Genomic DNA, 15,531 nt, shown 5'->3' on the forward strand with positions numbered 1-15,531 from the left:
GTCCCTCACGCACGCGAACCGCTGCCCCGGCCGGGGCACGCCCACGTCGGCCCGGGTGACGCGGCGTCCGTCGACGTCCAGGTGCCCGACGCGGAGCCGCAACCCGGGGTGCCGGCCAGCGGCCTTTCTGCTGCCGCCGGGCGGACGACGTTCCTGCTCGACCTCGTGGAGTCCGGCACGCGCGGGCCACGGGCGGTGCGGGTGTTGCTCAACGAGCGGGTCGCCTGGCGTGTCCACCTCGTAGGCGGGGTGAGCAGTCAGGTGTTGGACCTGACCCGGGCCCGCCTGCTGGGTGTGGAAATCGCCGGAGGCTCCAGCCGTACCGAGATTCTCCTGCCACCGATCACCGCCGACGGTTCCGGTAACCCCACCGGCCCGCGCTCAGACCAGCCCGCCAGCATCCTGACCGTACGACTCACCGGTGGGACCAGCCAGCTCGACGTCCGGGTCCCGGGGGAGACTCCGGTACGGGTTCGGGCGGGAGCCGGCGCCGGTTCGGTGGTGGTACGCGACGACCGCTGGGACGGGGTGGCCGCGGGCTCGGTGCTGGGTACGCCGGGTTGGGACCGGTCGCCGGAGCGCCTGTACCTGGACCTGGTCGCCGGTGCCAACAGCGTGCTGGTCTCCTCCAGCAACCGGTGAACCAGGGCCCGGGCCAGCGCCCGCCGGGCCAGCGCCCGCCGGGCCAGCCACACTGACAACCACTGGCTGGTGAACCCCGCCCGCCCCTGGCTGGAAGCGACGCGGTCGCGAACGGGCGTGCGCGTACAGTCGGGCGGTGGAGCGTACTGAATCAATGCTGGCGCAGACCCGACCGCCTGGCGTGGCCGACGTCGATCCCGGCAGTGTGTTGTTGCCCGGCCACGACGTGCCGTTGGGCCGGTACACCACTGTGCGGCGGCTGCTTCCGCAGCGCGCGCGCCGGATGGTCGGCGCGTGGTGTTTCGTGGATCATTTCGGCCCGGACGATGTGGCGCAGCGGCCGGGTATGGAGGTGCCGCCGCACCCGCACACCGGGCTCCAGACGGTGACCTGGCTGCTCGACGGCGAGATTCTGCACCGGGACAGCCTCGGCAACGTGCAGCCGATCGTGCCCGGCCAACTGAATGTGATGACCTCCGGAAACGGTATCGCCCACTCCGAGCGCTCGCCGGCCACCCATCCGCCGGTGATGCACGGTGTGCAGCTCTGGGTGGCTCTGCCGGACCCGGCGCGGGCCGGAGCGGCCGATTTCGCGCACCACGCCGACCTGCCGCGCTGGCGGGACGGCGATCTGGACGGCACGGTGCTGGTCGGCGAGTTCGCCGGGGAGCGGTCACCGGCGGTGGTGCACACCCCGTTGGTGGGGGTGCAGCTGGAGTTGGGCGGTGAGGCGCCGGCGACGATGGCGTTGCGGCCCGATTTCGAGTACGCCGTGCTGGCGATGTCCGGGTCCGCGGAGGCGGCCGGGGTCGGGTTCGAGCCGGGGGCGCTGCTGTATCTGGGCTCGGGTCGCCGGGAGCTGACGGTGCGGGGCGGGGCCGGGGCCCGGTTGCTGCTGCTGGGCGGTACGCCGTTCGAGGAGCCGTTGGTGATGTGGTGGAACTTCGTGGGTCGGTCCCACGAGGAGATCGCCGCCGCCCGGGAGGACTGGATGGCCGGTGACGGGCGCTTCGGTGTGGTCGCCGACGACTCGGCGCCGCCGCTGCCGGCGCCCGCCCTGCCCACGACCCGCCTGAAGGCCCGCGACCGCACGGGTGGCCTGCACGGCTGACGCCCCCGCATCTCGTCGATCTTGCAGTTTCGGTCCCCGAAATGTGGACTCTGCGAGTCTTTGTCGCGACAGAAAATGCAAGATCGCCGGGCCGGCCGGGCCGGCCGGGCCGGGCGCGCCGTAGGTGACCGGTCGGCTGTGACGTGCCCTGGCCCACACTTCCCCAAATTCTGACCAAACGGAGGATGGTCTGCCGTATGGTTGGACCCGGCAGTGCTGGCCGCTCGGTTCGAGCGAGCCTCCACCGCCTGGTGACCGCGACCGGTTCGGATGCGGTTCACCGCCTGGGCAGGCTTGCGTGGCGCCCTGGGTCGCGGTTCGTGACCAGGGGCGCCCGCCTGTCCCGGCCCTTTCGATTGGCCCCGCCCCGTGTCGCGCTCCGGGGGACTGAGCGGCCCGGAGCGTCACCAGCCGTCATCCCGCCAGACCCGCCAGCAGGTTCACCGTCACGGCGATGATGAACGCGCCGAACAGGTACGACACCATCGAGTGGCGCAGCACCGTACGACGCATCTCGTTGCTGGTCAGGTTGGTGTCGGAGATCTGGAACGTCGTCCCGATGGTGAACGCGACGTACGCGAAGTCGGAGTAGCAGGGCGGCTCGTGCTGGTTGAAGTTCACCCCGCCGTCCGGGCCGGTGTAGTAGATCCGGGCGTACCGGGCGGCGAACACGGTGTGGACCACGAACCAGGAGAGCACCACGCTGAGCACGCCCAGGCCGCTGTGCAGCTCCCGGGTCGTCCCGGGGGGCGCGCTCTGCGCGCTGGCCACGACCAACCCGACGGCCAGCAGGCTGGCCAGGCAGGCGACGAGCAACAGGGCGTCCCGGATCGCCCGGTTCGGGTCCTCGTGGACGGCCAGCTGGGCGGTCCGCAGGGCGTCCATCGGCCAGATTTTGTGCCAGACCAGCACGAGCCAGCTCAGCGCGCCCACGTCCCAGCCGGCCAGCGCGGCGAGCGGCAGGGGAAGCGCCAGCGCGAAGACGCAGCCGGCGACGACGCCGGCCACCGCCACGACGGCGAGCTGCTTCGCAGCCGGGAAACGCACGTCGGCTGGCCGGTCGGGGCCGGTCTGGGTCATTCGGGACGCTCCCGGGTCGGGGTGGTGGGCGTCACCGCCGGGTCAGATGCCGCGCAGGTGCTGCGAGACCCGGTTGTGCTTCTTGTCCCGGGCCTGCTCGGCCCGCTGGGCGGGGCCGACCTCGGGCGCAGCCTCGATCCCGGCCGACCGGGCCACCTCGGTCCCGTTGGCGTAGTCGACCGGCGGCAGGGCGCGCAGCGCCTTCAGCACGTCCGGCGGGGCACCCTCCCGCTCGGCCTCGCGGACCACGTCGTTCTTCTCGGCCGGGTAGTCCAGGCTCGACAGGTACTGCAGGACGTCGGCGTAGCTCGCCATGGCGTGGGCTCCCTCGGGCATCGATGTGGTGACGACCGGCGGCGGTTACCCGCCCGCCGGCCGGTCACGCCCGCCCGGCGCAGGAAACCCGGTGCCGTTTCTCCTCGGCCGCCGCGGGTACCCGCAGGCGCCGACGCGAGCCAAGGGAGTACGCGATGAACTACGACACCTTCATCGACCAGGTTTCCCAGCGCACCGCGACGTCGTCCGAGCGGGCGGTCGAGCTGACCCGGGCCGTGTTGGAGACGTTCGCTGAGCGGTTGACCGGCGGTGAGAATCTGGACCTTGCCGCTCAGCTGCCGCAGCCGTTGCAACTGGTGCTCAAGCCGAGCCCGAGCACCGAGCAGGCGGACCGGTTCGGTGCGGCCGAGTTCGTCGCCCGGGTCGCTCTGCGCGCCGGGGTGGACGAGCCGGCCGCCCGGGACGCCAGTCGGGCGGTCTTCACCACCCTGCGGGAGGCGATCACCGGCGGTGAGTTCGACGACGTGGCGACGCAACTCCCGCGTGACTATCGGGGCCTGGTCGAGCAGGCGATGGCCCCGGGGGCGACGCTTCGCCGCGGTTGACAGTGCTCGTACCGGGCGTACACAGCGGTTTACCAGGGCAACCACCGATGTCCCGCTTGGCGTCGTGATTCCACCTGGCCTAACCTTGTCGTGCGAGGGGAGTACTTCCCACGAACCATTCCGGTCAGTACGGCGCGCCCGGCGCGCCTCGGGTGGTTGTCCACCAGGTGGTGGGTGAAGGAGACCTCGAACATGACGGTGTTCGAGGAGACCCAACATGAATCATGTGTCATATCTGTCCGCCGCCAGTGACCTGTCGTCGGTGGGCACTCCCACGCTGTGGGCGGTCACCATCATCGGGGTCCTCCTGCTGTTGGTGCTGGACTTCCTGGTCACCCGTCGCCCGCACGAGGTGTCCATGCGGGAGGCCATCGGCTGGTCGGCGTTCTACATAGCGCTGCCGCTGGCGTTCGGCGCCTGGGTCTGGGCCCGCTTCGGCTCCCAGCAGGGCGTCGAATACCTGACCGGTTACCTGGTGGAGAAGTCGCTCTCGGTCGACAACCTCTTCGTCTTCATGTTGCTGCTGGCGGCGTTCGCGGTGCCGGCGGTGCTCGCCCAGCGGGTGCTGCTCTACGGCATCGCCGGTGCGCTGGTGCTGCGGGCCGTCTTCATCGCCCTCGGCGCGGCGGCGTTGCAGACCCTCGACTTCGCCTTCCTGCTCTTCGCGATCATCCTGATCGCCACCGCGGTGAAGCTGCTGCGCGATGCCCTGTCCGGGCATCAGCAGGAGGTCGACATCAACAAGATGCGTTCGGTGAAGCTGCTGCGCAAGGTCATGCCGGTGGTCAACGACTACCACGGCACCAAGATGACCGTCCGGCAGGGCGCGAAGCGCGCACTCACGCCGTTCGCCCTTGTGGTGGTCGCGGTCCTGGCCACCGACATCGTCTTCGCTGTCGACTCGGTGCCGGCCGTTTACGGCATCACCGAGGACCCGTACCTGGTGTTCGCCACCAACGCGTTCGCCCTGCTCGGCCTGCGGGCGCTCTACTTCGTCCTGCACGCGGCGCTGAGCCGGCTGGTCCACCTCAGCTACGGCCTGGCCGTCATCCTGGCGTTCATCGGCCTCAAGCTGGGTCTGCACTGGGCGCACGGCATCTGGGACAGCGTGCCGCAGATCCCCACCCTGGCCTCGCTCGGCGTGATCATCGGTGTGCTGGTGGTGGTCACGGTGACCAGCCTGCGCGCCACCCGGGGCGGCGACCTGCCCGAGGACCGCACTGTCGTCGCGGAGCGGCACTGACCGCGCCGCGCCGGCTCACGAGGGGGTACGCGGGAAAGCTCCCGCCCTCACCGGCGCGAGTGGTACGACTGTGCAATGGGAATCGTGTCACCGGGCTTTCAGGGTCGGCCCCGAACGCAGGAGCCGGCCCTGCCACCCGGTCAGTATCTGACCGAGGACTTTCCGGTGCTCTCGGCCGGTCCGACGCCCCGGGTGTCACTGGACACCTGGGAGTTCGTCATCTCCGCCGAGAACGGCAGCGACCACCGGTGGTCGTGGCAGGAGTTGATGGCCCTGCCGCAGGAGACGCCGACTGTCGACATCCACTGCGTCACCCGCTGGTCCAAGCTCGGCACCAACTGGAAGGGTGTCTCACTGGACACGCTGCTCGCCGACGTGGACACGGGGGCGCACTTCGCGCTGGCGCACTCCTACGGCGGGTACACCACCAACCTGCCGCTCGACGACCTGCGCGGCGGTCAGGCCTGGGTGGTGCACACCTTCGACGGCGCCCCGCTGCCCGCTGAGCACGGCGGGCCGGCGCGACTGCTGGTGCCGCACCTGTACTTCTGGAAGTCCGCCAAGTGGGTGCGCGGCCTCCGACTCAAGACGATGGACGAGCCAGGGTTCTGGGAGACCGCCGGGTACCACGACTACGGCGACCCGTGGCGCGAACAGCGGTACCAGGGTGACTGAGCGCGCGGCGGCGACGAGCACCCAGCGCCGGACGCCCAACCGTTGGCAGGTCGGCCGGCTGGTGGAGCGCCGGGTGGAGACACCGTCCGCGCAGACCCTGGTGCTGGAGGTGCCGGACTGGCCGGGGCACCTGCCGGGGCAGCACGTCGACCTGCGACTCACCGCTCCGGACGGTTACCAGGCGGCACGGTCGTATTCGATCGCCGGGCCGGCCGTGGACGGGCCGGGAGGACCGCGCATCGAGGTGACAGTGCAGCGGGTGCACGACGGCGAGGTGTCGCCGTACCTCATTGATGTCTTTGGGGACGGCGACCCGATCGAGGTCCGCGGACCGCTCGGCGGCTGGTTCATCTGGCGACCCGAGGAGACCGCGCCGGTGCAACTGGTCGCCGGCGGCTCCGGCGTCGTGCCGCTGATGGCGATGATCCGGGCGCGGCGGGCGGTGGGCAGCAAGGCACCGTTCCGGCTGATCTACTCGGTGCGCACCCCGGGTGACGTGATCTACGCCGACGAGCTGCGCCGCCGGGTCCGCGACGACTTCGGCCTCGACGTCGCGTACGTCTACACCCGGGAGGCACCCGAGGGTTGGCGCGGCGAGCCGCACCGGATCGGGCTGGCCGACGTCAACACGCACGGGTGGCCACCGGACCTGGAACCACTCACCTACGTCTGTGGCCCGACCGCGTTCGTGGAGACCGTGGCCGACCTGCTGGTGGGGCTGGGTCACCCGTCGCGTCGGGTCAAGACCGAACGGTTCGGCCCCACCGGCTGACCGCCGCTCACTCACGCAGTGTCGAGGAGATTCGATGACCGAGATGTCGTACCTGGACGGCAACATGCTCGACGGCCCGATGCGTGAGCTGTTCACCGTCGACCTGAGCAGCGCGATGGGCCGCTGTGAGAACTGCGGGACGACCGGTTCGATGGCCAGCCTGCACGTCTACTCGAACGCCCCGGGCCTCGTCGCCCGTTGCCCCTCCTGCGAGGAGGTGATGGTGCGCCTGGTACGCGGGCCGGACCGGGCCTGGCTGGACATGCGCGGCACCACCTTCCTCCAGGTGCCGATGCCGATGGAGCAGACGTTCCCCGGCCCGCTCTGACGGAACGCTCGCCCGGCTGAGGCAGGATGGCCGGATGAGCACCGGCCGATTCTCTCATCGACGACTCACTGGGCGGTGCCCGCGAGCAGCCACCGCCGGACGGGGATCTCCAGGAGCGCCCGCTCACCGTCCGGTCTGACCTGCCGGCCGACGTCCCAGCCGTCGTACTTGCGCGCGAACGCCTCGACGACCGTGCCCGGAAATCCACTTTGGTGCACGTGGGCGGCGCCCTCCGCCACCACCGGAGCGTTGCCATTCTCCAGAGCCAGGGACACCCGTGGGTCGGCCAGGATATTGCGGGCCTTGACGCTGCGGCTCTCGCAACCGACCCAGAACGTCGCGGAGAGGTAGACGAACCAGACCGGCGTGAGGTGCGGGGACCCGTCGCGTCGCACCGTGCACAGCCAGATGTTCAGCTCCCGTGACAGTCGCTCCTCGACGTCGGCCGAAGGGGGCGAGGGCGTTCGAGTCATCAGGCAAGTGGATCACAAGCCTGCCCGTGCCGGCGGTGGCCGTCGAATACTCGGGTGCGGCAGGCCCGGCTCGTCCCTAGGCTTTGCGTCCCAAGGACCGTACGGCATCCGGTCGGATCGGAGATGACCAGCGCGATGACGGCTCACCTGTTCGCGATCACCTGTGACGCAGCCCAGCCCGTACGCCTCGGTCGATTCTGGTCCGGGCTTCTTGGTCGCGACATGGTGGAGGATCCGCGCGACGGCGTCCTGGTCCTGCCGGGGGCCGACCCCGAGCTCCGGCTGCGCTTCGTGCCGTCTGACCAGCCGAAGGTCGTCCAGAACCGGATGCACTTCGATCTGACCAGCAGTTCGCTGGAGGACCAGCGGCAGACGGTGGCCCGTGCGTTGGAGCTGGGCGCGCGGCACGCCGACATCGGGCAGGGCCCGGAGATCGATCATGTGGTGCTCGCCGATCCCGAGGGCAACGAGTTCGACGTCATCGAGCCGGGCAACGACTTCCTCGACGGCTGCGGCTTCGTCGGTGCGCTGGCCTGCGACGGTTCGCAGAAGGTCGGCTACTTCTGGAGCGCGGTGCTGGGCTGGCCGCTGGTCTGGGACCAGGACGAGGAAACGGCGATCCAGTCGCCGCAGGGTGGCACGAAGATCACCTGGGGTGGTCCGCCGCACATGCCGAACGGCGGTCGGGACCGGGTGCGTTTCGACCTCGCGCCGGGTGTCGGCGTCGAATGGCAGGTCGAAGTCGACCGTCTGCTCTCGCTCGGGGCGACCCGGGTCGACGCCGACCAGGATGGGACAGGCCGGCTGGTGCTGGCTGACCCCGATGGTCAGGAGTTCAGCCTGCGGACGTCCCGCTAGCCCCGGTAAGCGCCGCGATCATTGGACAACAGCGGCGCCGGTCGGTCAGAGTGGTCCGCCGTGAGATACCTGCGTACCGGTGGTCCCGCCGCGATCCGGCGACCCCGGCCCACCGACTCGGACGAGTTCGTCGCCGCCGTGCTGCGCAGTCGGGACCTGCACCATCCCTGGTTGGTCGCGCCGGCCAGCCCGGAGGAGTACGAGCTCTATCTGCGCCGGATCCGTCGCCGCGACAGCGCCGGCTACCTGATCTGCGACCGGGCCAGCGGCGAGATCGCCGGCTACGTGAACATCAGCGGAATCGTGCTCGGCGCGCTGCGCGGTGGCTACCTGGGATACGCGGCGTTCCTCCCGTACAGCGGGACCGGTCACGCCTCGGCGGGCGTCGCCCTGGTGATCGACCACGCGTTCACCTCGGCCGGGTTGCACCGGCTGGAGGCGAACATCCAACCGGGCAACGAACCGTCGCGGCGGGTGGCCCGCAAGCTGGGTTTCCGGTTGGAGGGTTTCTCTCCGGACTACCTGTTCATCGACGGCGCCTGGCGCGACCACGAGCGCTGGGCGATCACCGCACCAATCCCCGCCTGACTCGTCGACCGGCCCCGCCGGACCAACGAGACCCGAAAGCCCTGGTCGCACCGGCGATTTGCCGAAGCTCGGTTGCGAGCTTGCCAACTCGTTCCCCAGGAGCCTCGGGCCTTTCACCCAGACCGGGTGATGACGCTGCGTGCCCTACTTCCTACGGTGGGTGTCATGGCTGCCGTTCGCGCGACCCCTGCCGACCCCATGCCCGGTCTGTCGATCGCCAATTCGGACAGTGGCGATCAGCGGGCGATCCCGCCGGAACTGGGACCCGACTCTCTCGCGGTGCTCAGCGGGCCCACCTTCCTGTACTCCAACGCCCAGGGGGACGTCCCGCCGGGCAGCATCGGTGGGCTCGTGCACCTGGACACCCGGCTGCTCAGCGGTTGGACATTGACCATCGACGGCAGTGAGTTGCTGGTGTTGCGCTCCGAGACCATCGAGCACTACTCCGCGCAGTACACGCTCACCAACCCCGACCTGCCGGGGCTGCCGCCGAACAGCCTGGCCATCCGGCGGCTGCGCTACGTCGGCGACGGCCTGCACGAACGCCTGGAACTGGTCTCGTTCCGGTTGGAGCCGGTCCGGTTCGAGCTGCGGCTGGCCGTCGACGCCGACTTCGCCGACCTATTCGAGGTCAAGTCCAGGGTCCGGGACCGCTTCGCGGAGATCAGCCGGGACCATGCCGCCGACGGTTCCGAACTGTGCTTCTCCTACCAGAGCGGTGACTTCTGCGCCCAGACCCGGGTGTGCTGCGCGACGCCAGCCGACCGCATCGAGGGCGACGACCTGGTCTGGGAGCTTGACCTGGGCCCCCGCGAGTCCTGGAAGGTGGACCTGCACGTGCCGCTGCCGGACGGCATGGGGGTGGTCGAGCCCGTCCGGGGTGACATCGCCGACGTCTTCCACGGTCGCGCCGACGATCCGCTGCGCCGGTGGACCGAGAACCGCGCGGTGTTGCGCAGCGACAGCACGTCGCTGGAGCGCACCGTACGCCAGTCCCGTGACGACCTGTCGGCGCTGCGGCTCGACCTGGAGGTCAAGGGCCAGCGCATCATGTTGCCCGGTGCCGGACTGCCCTGGTTCCTCACCGTCTTCGGACGGGACACCCTGATCAGCGCCTACCAGACGTTGGTCGCCGGACCCACCCTGGCGAAGGGCGCGCTGCTCGCGCTGGCCCGGCTTCAGGGCCAAGCCTGCGACGACTTCACCGACGAGGAGCCCGGCAAGATCCTGCACGAGGTACGCAGCGGCGAGCTGACCCGCTCCGGCGAGAAGCCGTACGGGCCCTACTACGGCACCGCCGACGCCACCCAGCTCTGGCTGATCCTGCTCTCCGAGTACTGGCGGTGGACCGGCGACGACTCGACCGTCCAGCAACTGCGCGACAACGCGCTGGCCGCGTGGCGCTGGATCGACGAGTACGGCGACCGGGACGGCGACGGCTACGTCGAATACGCCACCCGCTCGTACGAAGGGCTGGGCAACCAGTGCTGGCGGGACTCCCCGGACGGGGTGTGCTTCGCCGACGGTCGAATCCCCGTGCTCCCGCTGGCCACCAGCGACCTCCAGGGCTACACCTACGACGCCAAGCTGCGGCTGGCCGAGTTGTTCGACGGGCCGTTGGACGACCCCGCGTCGGCGCACCGGCTGCGCGAGCAGGCCAACACCCTGTACGAGAGGTTCAACCAGGACTTCTGGATCGAGGAACGGGGCGGCTACTACGCGGTCGCCCTGGACGGCGACAAGAACCGCGTCGACTCCAAGACCTCGAACATGGGTCACCTGCTGTGGAGCGGAATCGTGCCACCGGAGCGCGCCGACGCGGTGGTGCGACAACTCATGTCACCGGACATGTTCTCCGGTTGGGGCATCCGCACCCTGTCCCGGGAGGAACGGCCCTACAACGCCCTCGGCTACCACCTCGGCACGGTCTGGCCGCACGACAACTCGATCGCCGCGCTCGGCCTGGCCCGCTACGGCTACCGGGCCGAGTCGAACCGGATCAGCCTGGCGATGATCGAGGCCGCCGAGCAGTTCGGTTACCGGTTACCGGAGGCGCTCAGCGGTTTCGACCGGGAGCGGCTGCTGTTCGCCGTGCCGTACCCGACCGCGTGCAGCCCGCAGGCGTGGGCGGCCGGCACGCCGCTGGCCCTGATCCGCGCCATGCTCGGCATCAATCCGGTCGAGGGCCGGCTGGTCCTCGATCCGGACGTCCCGGAGGAACTGGGCCGGATCGTCGCCGAGCGGGTCCGGGCGTTCGGCCAACAGTGGGAGGTCGAGGCGATCGGTCGCAGCGGCCACATCCGGCTCCAGCCGAGCTGAGCGCGGCTGGCTGAGCACGGCTGGCGAGGGAGGATGGCTGAACGCGGCTGGCAGGCCGGACGTTTGTCGCGGGCTTCGACGGGAAACGGCCCGCAATGACGAAACCTCGTGTGGTGATCGTGGGGGCCGGGTTCGCCGGTTACCACGCGGCGAAGACGTTGAGCCGGATCGCCCGGGACCGGGCCGAGATCGTGGTGCTGAACTCCACCGACTACTTCCTCTACCTGCCGCTGCTGCCCGAGGTGGCGGCCGGGGTGGTCGAACCCAGACGGATCGCCGTGCCGCTGACCGGGACGCTCAAGGGCGTACGGGTGGTGATCGGCGAGGCGGACCACGTGGACCTGCAGAACCGCTGGGTCGGCTTCACCCAGGCCGAGGGGGAGAAGAACCGGCTGGCGTATGACCGGCTGGTGCTCGCCGTGGGCAGCGTCAACAAGCTGCTGCCCATCCCCGGGGTGACCGAGTACGCACACGGTTTCCGTGGCCTGCCCGAGGCCGTCTACCTGCATGATCACATCGTCCGGCAGGTCGAACTGGCCGAGCAGGCCGAGGACCCTGCCGAGCAGCAGGCCCGCTCCACGTTCGTGGTGGTCGGAGCGGGTTACACCGGCACCGAGGTCGCGGCGCACGGGCAGCTGTTCACCGACGCGTTGCACGCGCAACGGCCCCGGCTCACCGTCCGGCCCCGCTGGATGCTGCTCGACGTGGCGTCCCGGGTGCTGCCGGAGTTGGACAAGCGGATGTCGGACACCTCGCACAAGGTGCTCAACCGGCGTGGGGTGGACGTGCGGATGGGCACCTCGGTGGCCGAGGCGACCTGCGACGGGGTGAAGCTCACCGACGGTGAGTACGTGCCGACCTGCACCCTGGTGTGGTGTGTGGGGGTGCGCCCCGACCCGTTCGTCAACGAGCTGGGCCTGCGGACCGACCGGGGTCGGCTGGTCACCGACGAGTTCCTCAACGTCCCCGGCTATCCGGAGGTGTATGCCATCGGCGACGCCGCCGCGGTGCCCGACCTGGTCAACCCGGGCAAGGTCTGCGGGATGACCGCTCAGCACGCGCAGCGGCAGGGCAAGCGCGCGGCGCACAACATCGCCGCGTCGTACGGTTTCGGCCGCCGCAAGCCGTACAAGCACCACGACCTGGGCTGGGTCGTCGACCTGGGCGGCAAGGACGCGGCGGCGAACCCGTTGCAGGTCAACCTGGCCGGTCTGCCGGCCAAGGCGGTCACCCGGGCGTACCACCTGATGGCGATGCCGGGAAACCGCACGCGGGTCAGCGCCGACTGGGCGTTGGACGCCGCGTTGACCCGGTCCGCGGTCCAGTTGGGGCTGGTGCCGGCGAACGCGGTGCCGCTGGAGAGCACGTCTCCCGAGGTGGCGTCCCGGTCCCGCTGAGCGGGCAGGTGGCGGCGTCGGCCGGACCCGGAATGGTCAGTCGGTGGAGCCGGCCGGTCGCGTGGACCGCGCGGCCGGACCGGCGGGCGGGGCGGGCCGCAGCCGGCGCGGGCCGTACTCGCGTATCAGGGTCTGGACGATGCCGGCGGCGGGGATGGCCAGCAGCGCGCCGAGCAGACCGGCCAGCTCCGCCGCGAGCAGCAGACTGACGAGCACCGTCAACGGGTTCAGCCGGACCGCGCGGGACAGGATGAGTGGCTGGAGCAGGTGGTTCTCCAGCTGCTGGTAGACCACGAAGAAGACCAGCACCACCACCCCGGCGGTGGGGGAATGCAGGAAACCGGCACCGGCCGCGATCACCGCGCCGAGGGTCGCCCCGACCAGCGGTATCAGGTCGGCCACCGCCACCAGGAGGGCGATCACGGCCGCGAAGGGCACCCCGGTGAGGGCCAGCACCGCGTAGGTCAACGCCCCGCAGATCACGCTGATCAGCAGATTCCCGGTGAGATAGCCGGTCACTGTGCGCGACACCTCCCGGCCCACCCGGCGCAGCCGCTCGCCCTGACCGTCCCCGGCCGCCGCGAGCAGGCCGCTGGTGATCCGCGGCGCCTCCAACACCATGAGGTACGCCAGCACGATGACCGTGACCAGCCCGGCGACCGACTCGACGACGCCGCGCAGCACACCGACAGCGGGTTGGCGCAGGCGACCGCCGAGGTCGTGCAGCTGCCCCGAGTGGTCGCTGACGTAGCGCCGCGCCCCGGTGCGCTCCAGTAGCTGCCCCACCGGGCCCCGCCCGGCGCGGGCCTCCCGCAGCAGCTCGGGTGCCCGGTCGGCAAAGCGGCCCAACTCCCCGAACAGCGGCACCAGGATGAGCGCGGCCAGGATCGCCAACAGCACGAACGCGGCGAGGAACACCAGCAGTGTGGCCAGCGCCCGACGCCGGACGAAGCGGCGTTGCAGCCGGTCGACGAGGGGCTTGAGCGCGACGGCGAAGAACGCGGCGACCACCGCCCAGACCAGCACCCGCCGGGTCGCGTACACGAACCCCAGCGCGAGCGCGGTCGCCAGCACCAGACCGATCACGATCAGAGTTCGGCGGCCGGTCACCCGATCGTCGACGTTGCTCATCCGGCGGGCCTTCCCCGCGCACGCCGTCGGAAACCCGGCAATGGGGGCACAACGGCGATCAGTGGTGCGAGTTGTCGTCCGCGTCGGTGACGGGGTGGGCGCCGGCGGCGAACGTGTCGAGCGCGCCGGCGTGCAGCAGCCCACCGGGCACCGGGTCGCGCAGGGCGGCCACCGCCAGCCGGGCCACCGGCAGCCCGCCGGGGCGGGAGGTCGCGGCCAGCACCAGGTTGCCGTACCTGCGGCCGCGTAACATCCGCCGGTCGCCGACCACGCACACGTCGGCGAAGACCGCCCGCAAGGTGGCCACCTGCACCCGGGTGCCGACCAGCGGAGGCAGATCGGTGGCGTTGACCAGGTACAACCCGTCGGGGCGCAGGACGCGGGCCACCTCGGCGGCGAACTCGACGGTGCGCACGTGCCGGGGCATCCGGGCCGCGCGGTAGATGTCGGCGATCACCAGGTCGTAGCGGCCGTCCGGGGTGTCGGTCAGAGCGTCCCGGGCGTCGGCGACCTCGACCCGCACCTCCGGCGGCAGCGGCGGCAACTCCCGGGCCACCAGCTCGACCACCGCCGCGTCCCGCTCGACGACCCGTTGCGGGGAGCCGGGCCGGGTGGCGGCCAGCCAGCGGGGCAACGTCAACGCGCCGCCGCCCAGGTGCAGGACGTTCAATGGCGCGCCGGCCGGGGCCGCCACCTCCACGGCCGAGGCGATCCGCCGGACGTACTCGAAGTGCAGGTGCCGGGGATCCTCGACATCCACGTACGACTGCTCGACCCCGGCGGACAGCAGTGTCCGCCCGGTCCGGCGGACCGGATCGGCGACGAGTTCCAGCCGGTCGGCGGCGCGGTTCATGCCCGGCACGCTAGCCGAGCCCACCGTGCACCTGGCACGGCGGACGGGCCGGCGGAGCGGGGTCGCCCCCGCTCCGCCGGCCCGACGGTGTCGTGGTGGCCGGTCAGCCGCCGGCCATCCCGGCCCCCACCTCGTCGATCGCGTCGTCGATCTGGCGGGCGAGGTCCACGTCGAGCGCGGTGACCCCGTTGGCCTGGTTGGTTCGCACTGTCAACACGGCGGCGGTGTCGCCCGGACGTCCGATGCTCGGGCCGCGGCCGTTGTCCTGGCGAAGCCGGTCGAGCCGGGCGAGCACCCGGTCCAGGTTGTCGGGCGGCAGCGCGACCACCCGGTAGAGGCCCTGGCTGTCGCCGGACCAGTAGGGCAGGTCGTCCAGCGCCGCGCTGATCTCGTCGGCGTCCAGGGTGGGTGTGGTGGTGGAGGCGCCCACCAGGCCGCCGCCGGCCTCCGGCGGGTTCAGCAGGTCGCGCAACCCGTCGGGTACGTGCAACGACTCGACCAGGTCGCCGTCCTGCTCGGCGAGCGCGGCGATCGTCGCCTCCGCCTGGTAACGGGCCTGCTCCGGGGTGTTGCCGCTGATCCGGCCCACCTCGGCCAGGAAGCCGGGCAGGTCCCGGTGCCGCTCGATGCCGTCGACCGGCAGCACGTCGTGCAGCGACGCCGGCACCGCGGCGAGCAGCCGCTGCCGCTCGGCGGCCTCCAGGGCGAACGCGAGGACCAGAACTGTCGCCTCGGTGCCCACCTTGGCGGTCTTGAAGTCGACCCCGGCGCGACGCCGAACCTCGTCGACCAGGTCGTGGTAGCCCATGCTGTTCACACCGGCCGCGCCGCTCGGCGGGGACGGCTGCGGTCGCGGGTTGTCGGCGCTACCGACCTGCGGCGGTGCCGGCCCCCCGCGCGTGGTGTCCGACTTGTGCGGTCCGGCCGCTGGTGGGCCCGTCCGCTTACCCGCGTCGAGGCTCGTGAGCTGCTTGGACGCGCTCAGGCTGGCACCGATCTCGCTGGGCTGGCGATTCTGTTCCCGGGCCTGCCGGGCCAGGGCCCGGCGCCTCTGGTTGTCGCCCTCCATCTGCTTGCGCATGGTGGCATCCCTTCCGCTGGGGATCGTGGCTGCGCCAGTCGCCTTCCCGCCGTCCCGGAGAAGGAAACGGAGGCCGCCGGCCGGGTCGGACCAACCTGC

General features: G+C 71.1%; 17 protein-coding genes and 1 pseudogene. 11 read left to right on the forward strand and 7 right to left on the reverse strand.

Annotated elements, in window-relative coordinates; translation table 11 throughout:
• Nucleotides 1–96 (reverse strand): annotated as a pseudogene (locus AB0B68_RS30365) (ribonuclease Z); the annotation flags it as partial.
• On the opposite strand from AB0B68_RS30365, the gene AB0B68_RS30370 reads away from it, so the two are divergent.
• Nucleotides 82–642, forward strand: a complete 561-nt coding sequence (locus AB0B68_RS30370; protein ID WP_357264304.1) for a hypothetical protein — start codon at nucleotides 82–84, stop codon at nucleotides 640–642. The pseudogene AB0B68_RS30365 and the gene AB0B68_RS30370 sit on opposite strands and share 15 nt — an antisense overlap.
• A 136-nt stretch (nucleotides 643–778) precedes the next feature.
• A complete protein-coding gene (locus tag AB0B68_RS30375) occupies nucleotides 779–1,753 on the forward strand; it encodes a pirin family protein (protein WP_357264307.1) in 975 nt (324 codons plus the stop codon).
• A 414-nt stretch (nucleotides 1,754–2,167) separates the two neighbouring features.
• On the opposite strand, the gene AB0B68_RS30380 is transcribed toward AB0B68_RS30375, so the two are convergent.
• Both AB0B68_RS30380 and AB0B68_RS30385 read right to left on the reverse strand, forming a co-directional pair.
• Nucleotides 2,168–2,833 (reverse strand): DUF1345 domain-containing protein, encoded by a 666-nt coding sequence (locus AB0B68_RS30380; protein ID WP_357264310.1) that lies wholly within the window; start codon nucleotides 2,831–2,833, stop codon nucleotides 2,168–2,170.
• A 42-nt stretch (nucleotides 2,834–2,875) separates the two neighbouring features.
• On the reverse strand, nucleotides 2,876–3,148 hold the full coding sequence (locus AB0B68_RS30385; protein ID WP_184186396.1) for a DUF2795 domain-containing protein: 273 nt from the start codon (nucleotides 3,146–3,148) through the stop codon (nucleotides 2,876–2,878).
• A gap of 155 nt (nucleotides 3,149–3,303) precedes the next feature.
• Between AB0B68_RS30385 and AB0B68_RS30390 the strand changes: the two genes are divergently transcribed.
• The 5 genes from AB0B68_RS30390 (at nucleotide 3,304) to AB0B68_RS30410 (ending at nucleotide 6,732) form a co-directional block, all read left to right on the forward strand.
• Entirely contained in the window at nucleotides 3,304–3,714 is a 411-nt protein-coding gene (locus AB0B68_RS30390; RefSeq protein ID WP_179778796.1) for a DUF2267 domain-containing protein, read from the forward strand.
• A 217-nt stretch (nucleotides 3,715–3,931) separates the two neighbouring features.
• The gene (locus AB0B68_RS30395) at nucleotides 3,932–4,957 is read left to right on the forward strand and encodes a TerC/Alx family metal homeostasis membrane protein (RefSeq protein ID WP_357264313.1); all 1,026 of its coding nucleotides are present in this window, start codon (nucleotides 3,932–3,934) and stop codon (nucleotides 4,955–4,957) included.
• Nucleotides 4,958–5,032: 75 nt separating this feature from the next.
• Complete coding sequence (locus AB0B68_RS30400) at nucleotides 5,033–5,632, forward strand: sulfite oxidase-like oxidoreductase (protein WP_357206186.1); 600 nt, start codon at nucleotides 5,033–5,035, stop codon at nucleotides 5,630–5,632.
• The gene (locus AB0B68_RS30405) at nucleotides 5,625–6,404 is read left to right on the forward strand and encodes a ferredoxin reductase (RefSeq protein ID WP_357206188.1); all 780 of its coding nucleotides are present in this window, start codon (nucleotides 5,625–5,627) and stop codon (nucleotides 6,402–6,404) included. The genes AB0B68_RS30400 and AB0B68_RS30405 overlap by 8 nt, the downstream gene beginning before the upstream one ends.
• Before the next feature lie 34 nt (nucleotides 6,405–6,438).
• The gene (locus AB0B68_RS30410; RefSeq protein ID WP_355009041.1) at nucleotides 6,439–6,732 is read left to right on the forward strand and encodes a DUF6510 family protein; all 294 of its coding nucleotides are present in this window, start codon (nucleotides 6,439–6,441) and stop codon (nucleotides 6,730–6,732) included.
• 65 nt (nucleotides 6,733–6,797) lie between these two features.
• Here the strand turns inward: AB0B68_RS30410 and AB0B68_RS30415 are convergent, their stop codons facing one another.
• Nucleotides 6,798–7,205 carry a pyridoxamine 5'-phosphate oxidase family protein gene (locus tag AB0B68_RS30415; RefSeq protein WP_357264316.1) on the reverse strand — a complete coding sequence of 136 codons (408 nt, stop codon included), beginning with the start codon at nucleotides 7,203–7,205 and terminating at the stop codon, nucleotides 6,798–6,800.
• A gap of 123 nt (nucleotides 7,206–7,328) precedes the next feature.
• Between AB0B68_RS30415 and AB0B68_RS30420 the strand changes: the two genes are divergently transcribed.
• The 4 genes from AB0B68_RS30420 to AB0B68_RS30435 all read left to right on the forward strand — a co-directional run bounded on the left by AB0B68_RS30420 (nucleotide 7,329) and on the right by AB0B68_RS30435 (nucleotide 12,367).
• Nucleotides 7,329–8,063: a VOC family protein gene (locus AB0B68_RS30420; RefSeq protein WP_357264318.1), complete on the forward strand. Its 735-nt coding sequence runs from the start codon at nucleotides 7,329–7,331 to the stop codon at nucleotides 8,061–8,063.
• A gap of 60 nt (nucleotides 8,064–8,123) precedes the next feature.
• Nucleotides 8,124–8,651, forward strand: coding sequence for a GNAT family protein (locus AB0B68_RS30425; protein WP_357264321.1), 528 nt, complete (start codon nucleotides 8,124–8,126; stop codon nucleotides 8,649–8,651).
• A gap of 165 nt (nucleotides 8,652–8,816) precedes the next feature.
• Entirely contained in the window at nucleotides 8,817–10,970 is a 2,154-nt protein-coding gene (locus AB0B68_RS30430) for a glycogen debranching N-terminal domain-containing protein (RefSeq protein WP_357264324.1), read from the forward strand.
• Between the two features lie 95 nt (nucleotides 10,971–11,065).
• Nucleotides 11,066–12,367, forward strand: coding sequence for an NAD(P)/FAD-dependent oxidoreductase (locus AB0B68_RS30435; protein WP_357264326.1), 1,302 nt, complete (start codon nucleotides 11,066–11,068; stop codon nucleotides 12,365–12,367).
• 36 nt (nucleotides 12,368–12,403) lie between these two features.
• On the opposite strand, the gene AB0B68_RS30440 is transcribed toward AB0B68_RS30435, so the two are convergent.
• The 3 genes from AB0B68_RS30440 to AB0B68_RS30450 form a co-directional block, all read right to left on the reverse strand.
• Nucleotides 12,404–13,498: an AI-2E family transporter gene (locus AB0B68_RS30440; protein ID WP_357264329.1), complete on the reverse strand. Its 1,095-nt coding sequence runs from the start codon at nucleotides 13,496–13,498 to the stop codon at nucleotides 12,404–12,406.
• A gap of 58 nt (nucleotides 13,499–13,556) precedes the next feature.
• Complete coding sequence (locus AB0B68_RS30445) at nucleotides 13,557–14,351, reverse strand: fused MFS/spermidine synthase (protein ID WP_357264332.1); 795 nt, start codon at nucleotides 14,349–14,351, stop codon at nucleotides 13,557–13,559.
• Between the two features lie 103 nt (nucleotides 14,352–14,454).
• Nucleotides 14,455–15,432: a DUF2267 domain-containing protein gene (locus AB0B68_RS30450; protein WP_357264335.1), complete on the reverse strand. Its 978-nt coding sequence runs from the start codon at nucleotides 15,430–15,432 to the stop codon at nucleotides 14,455–14,457.
• Between the last annotated feature and the right edge of the window lie 99 nt (nucleotides 15,433–15,531).

The sequence above is a fragment of the Micromonospora sp. NPDC049049 genome, assembly GCF_040649115.1.
In the GTDB taxonomy this organism is placed as follows: domain Bacteria; phylum Actinomycetota; class Actinomycetes; order Mycobacteriales; family Micromonosporaceae; genus Micromonospora.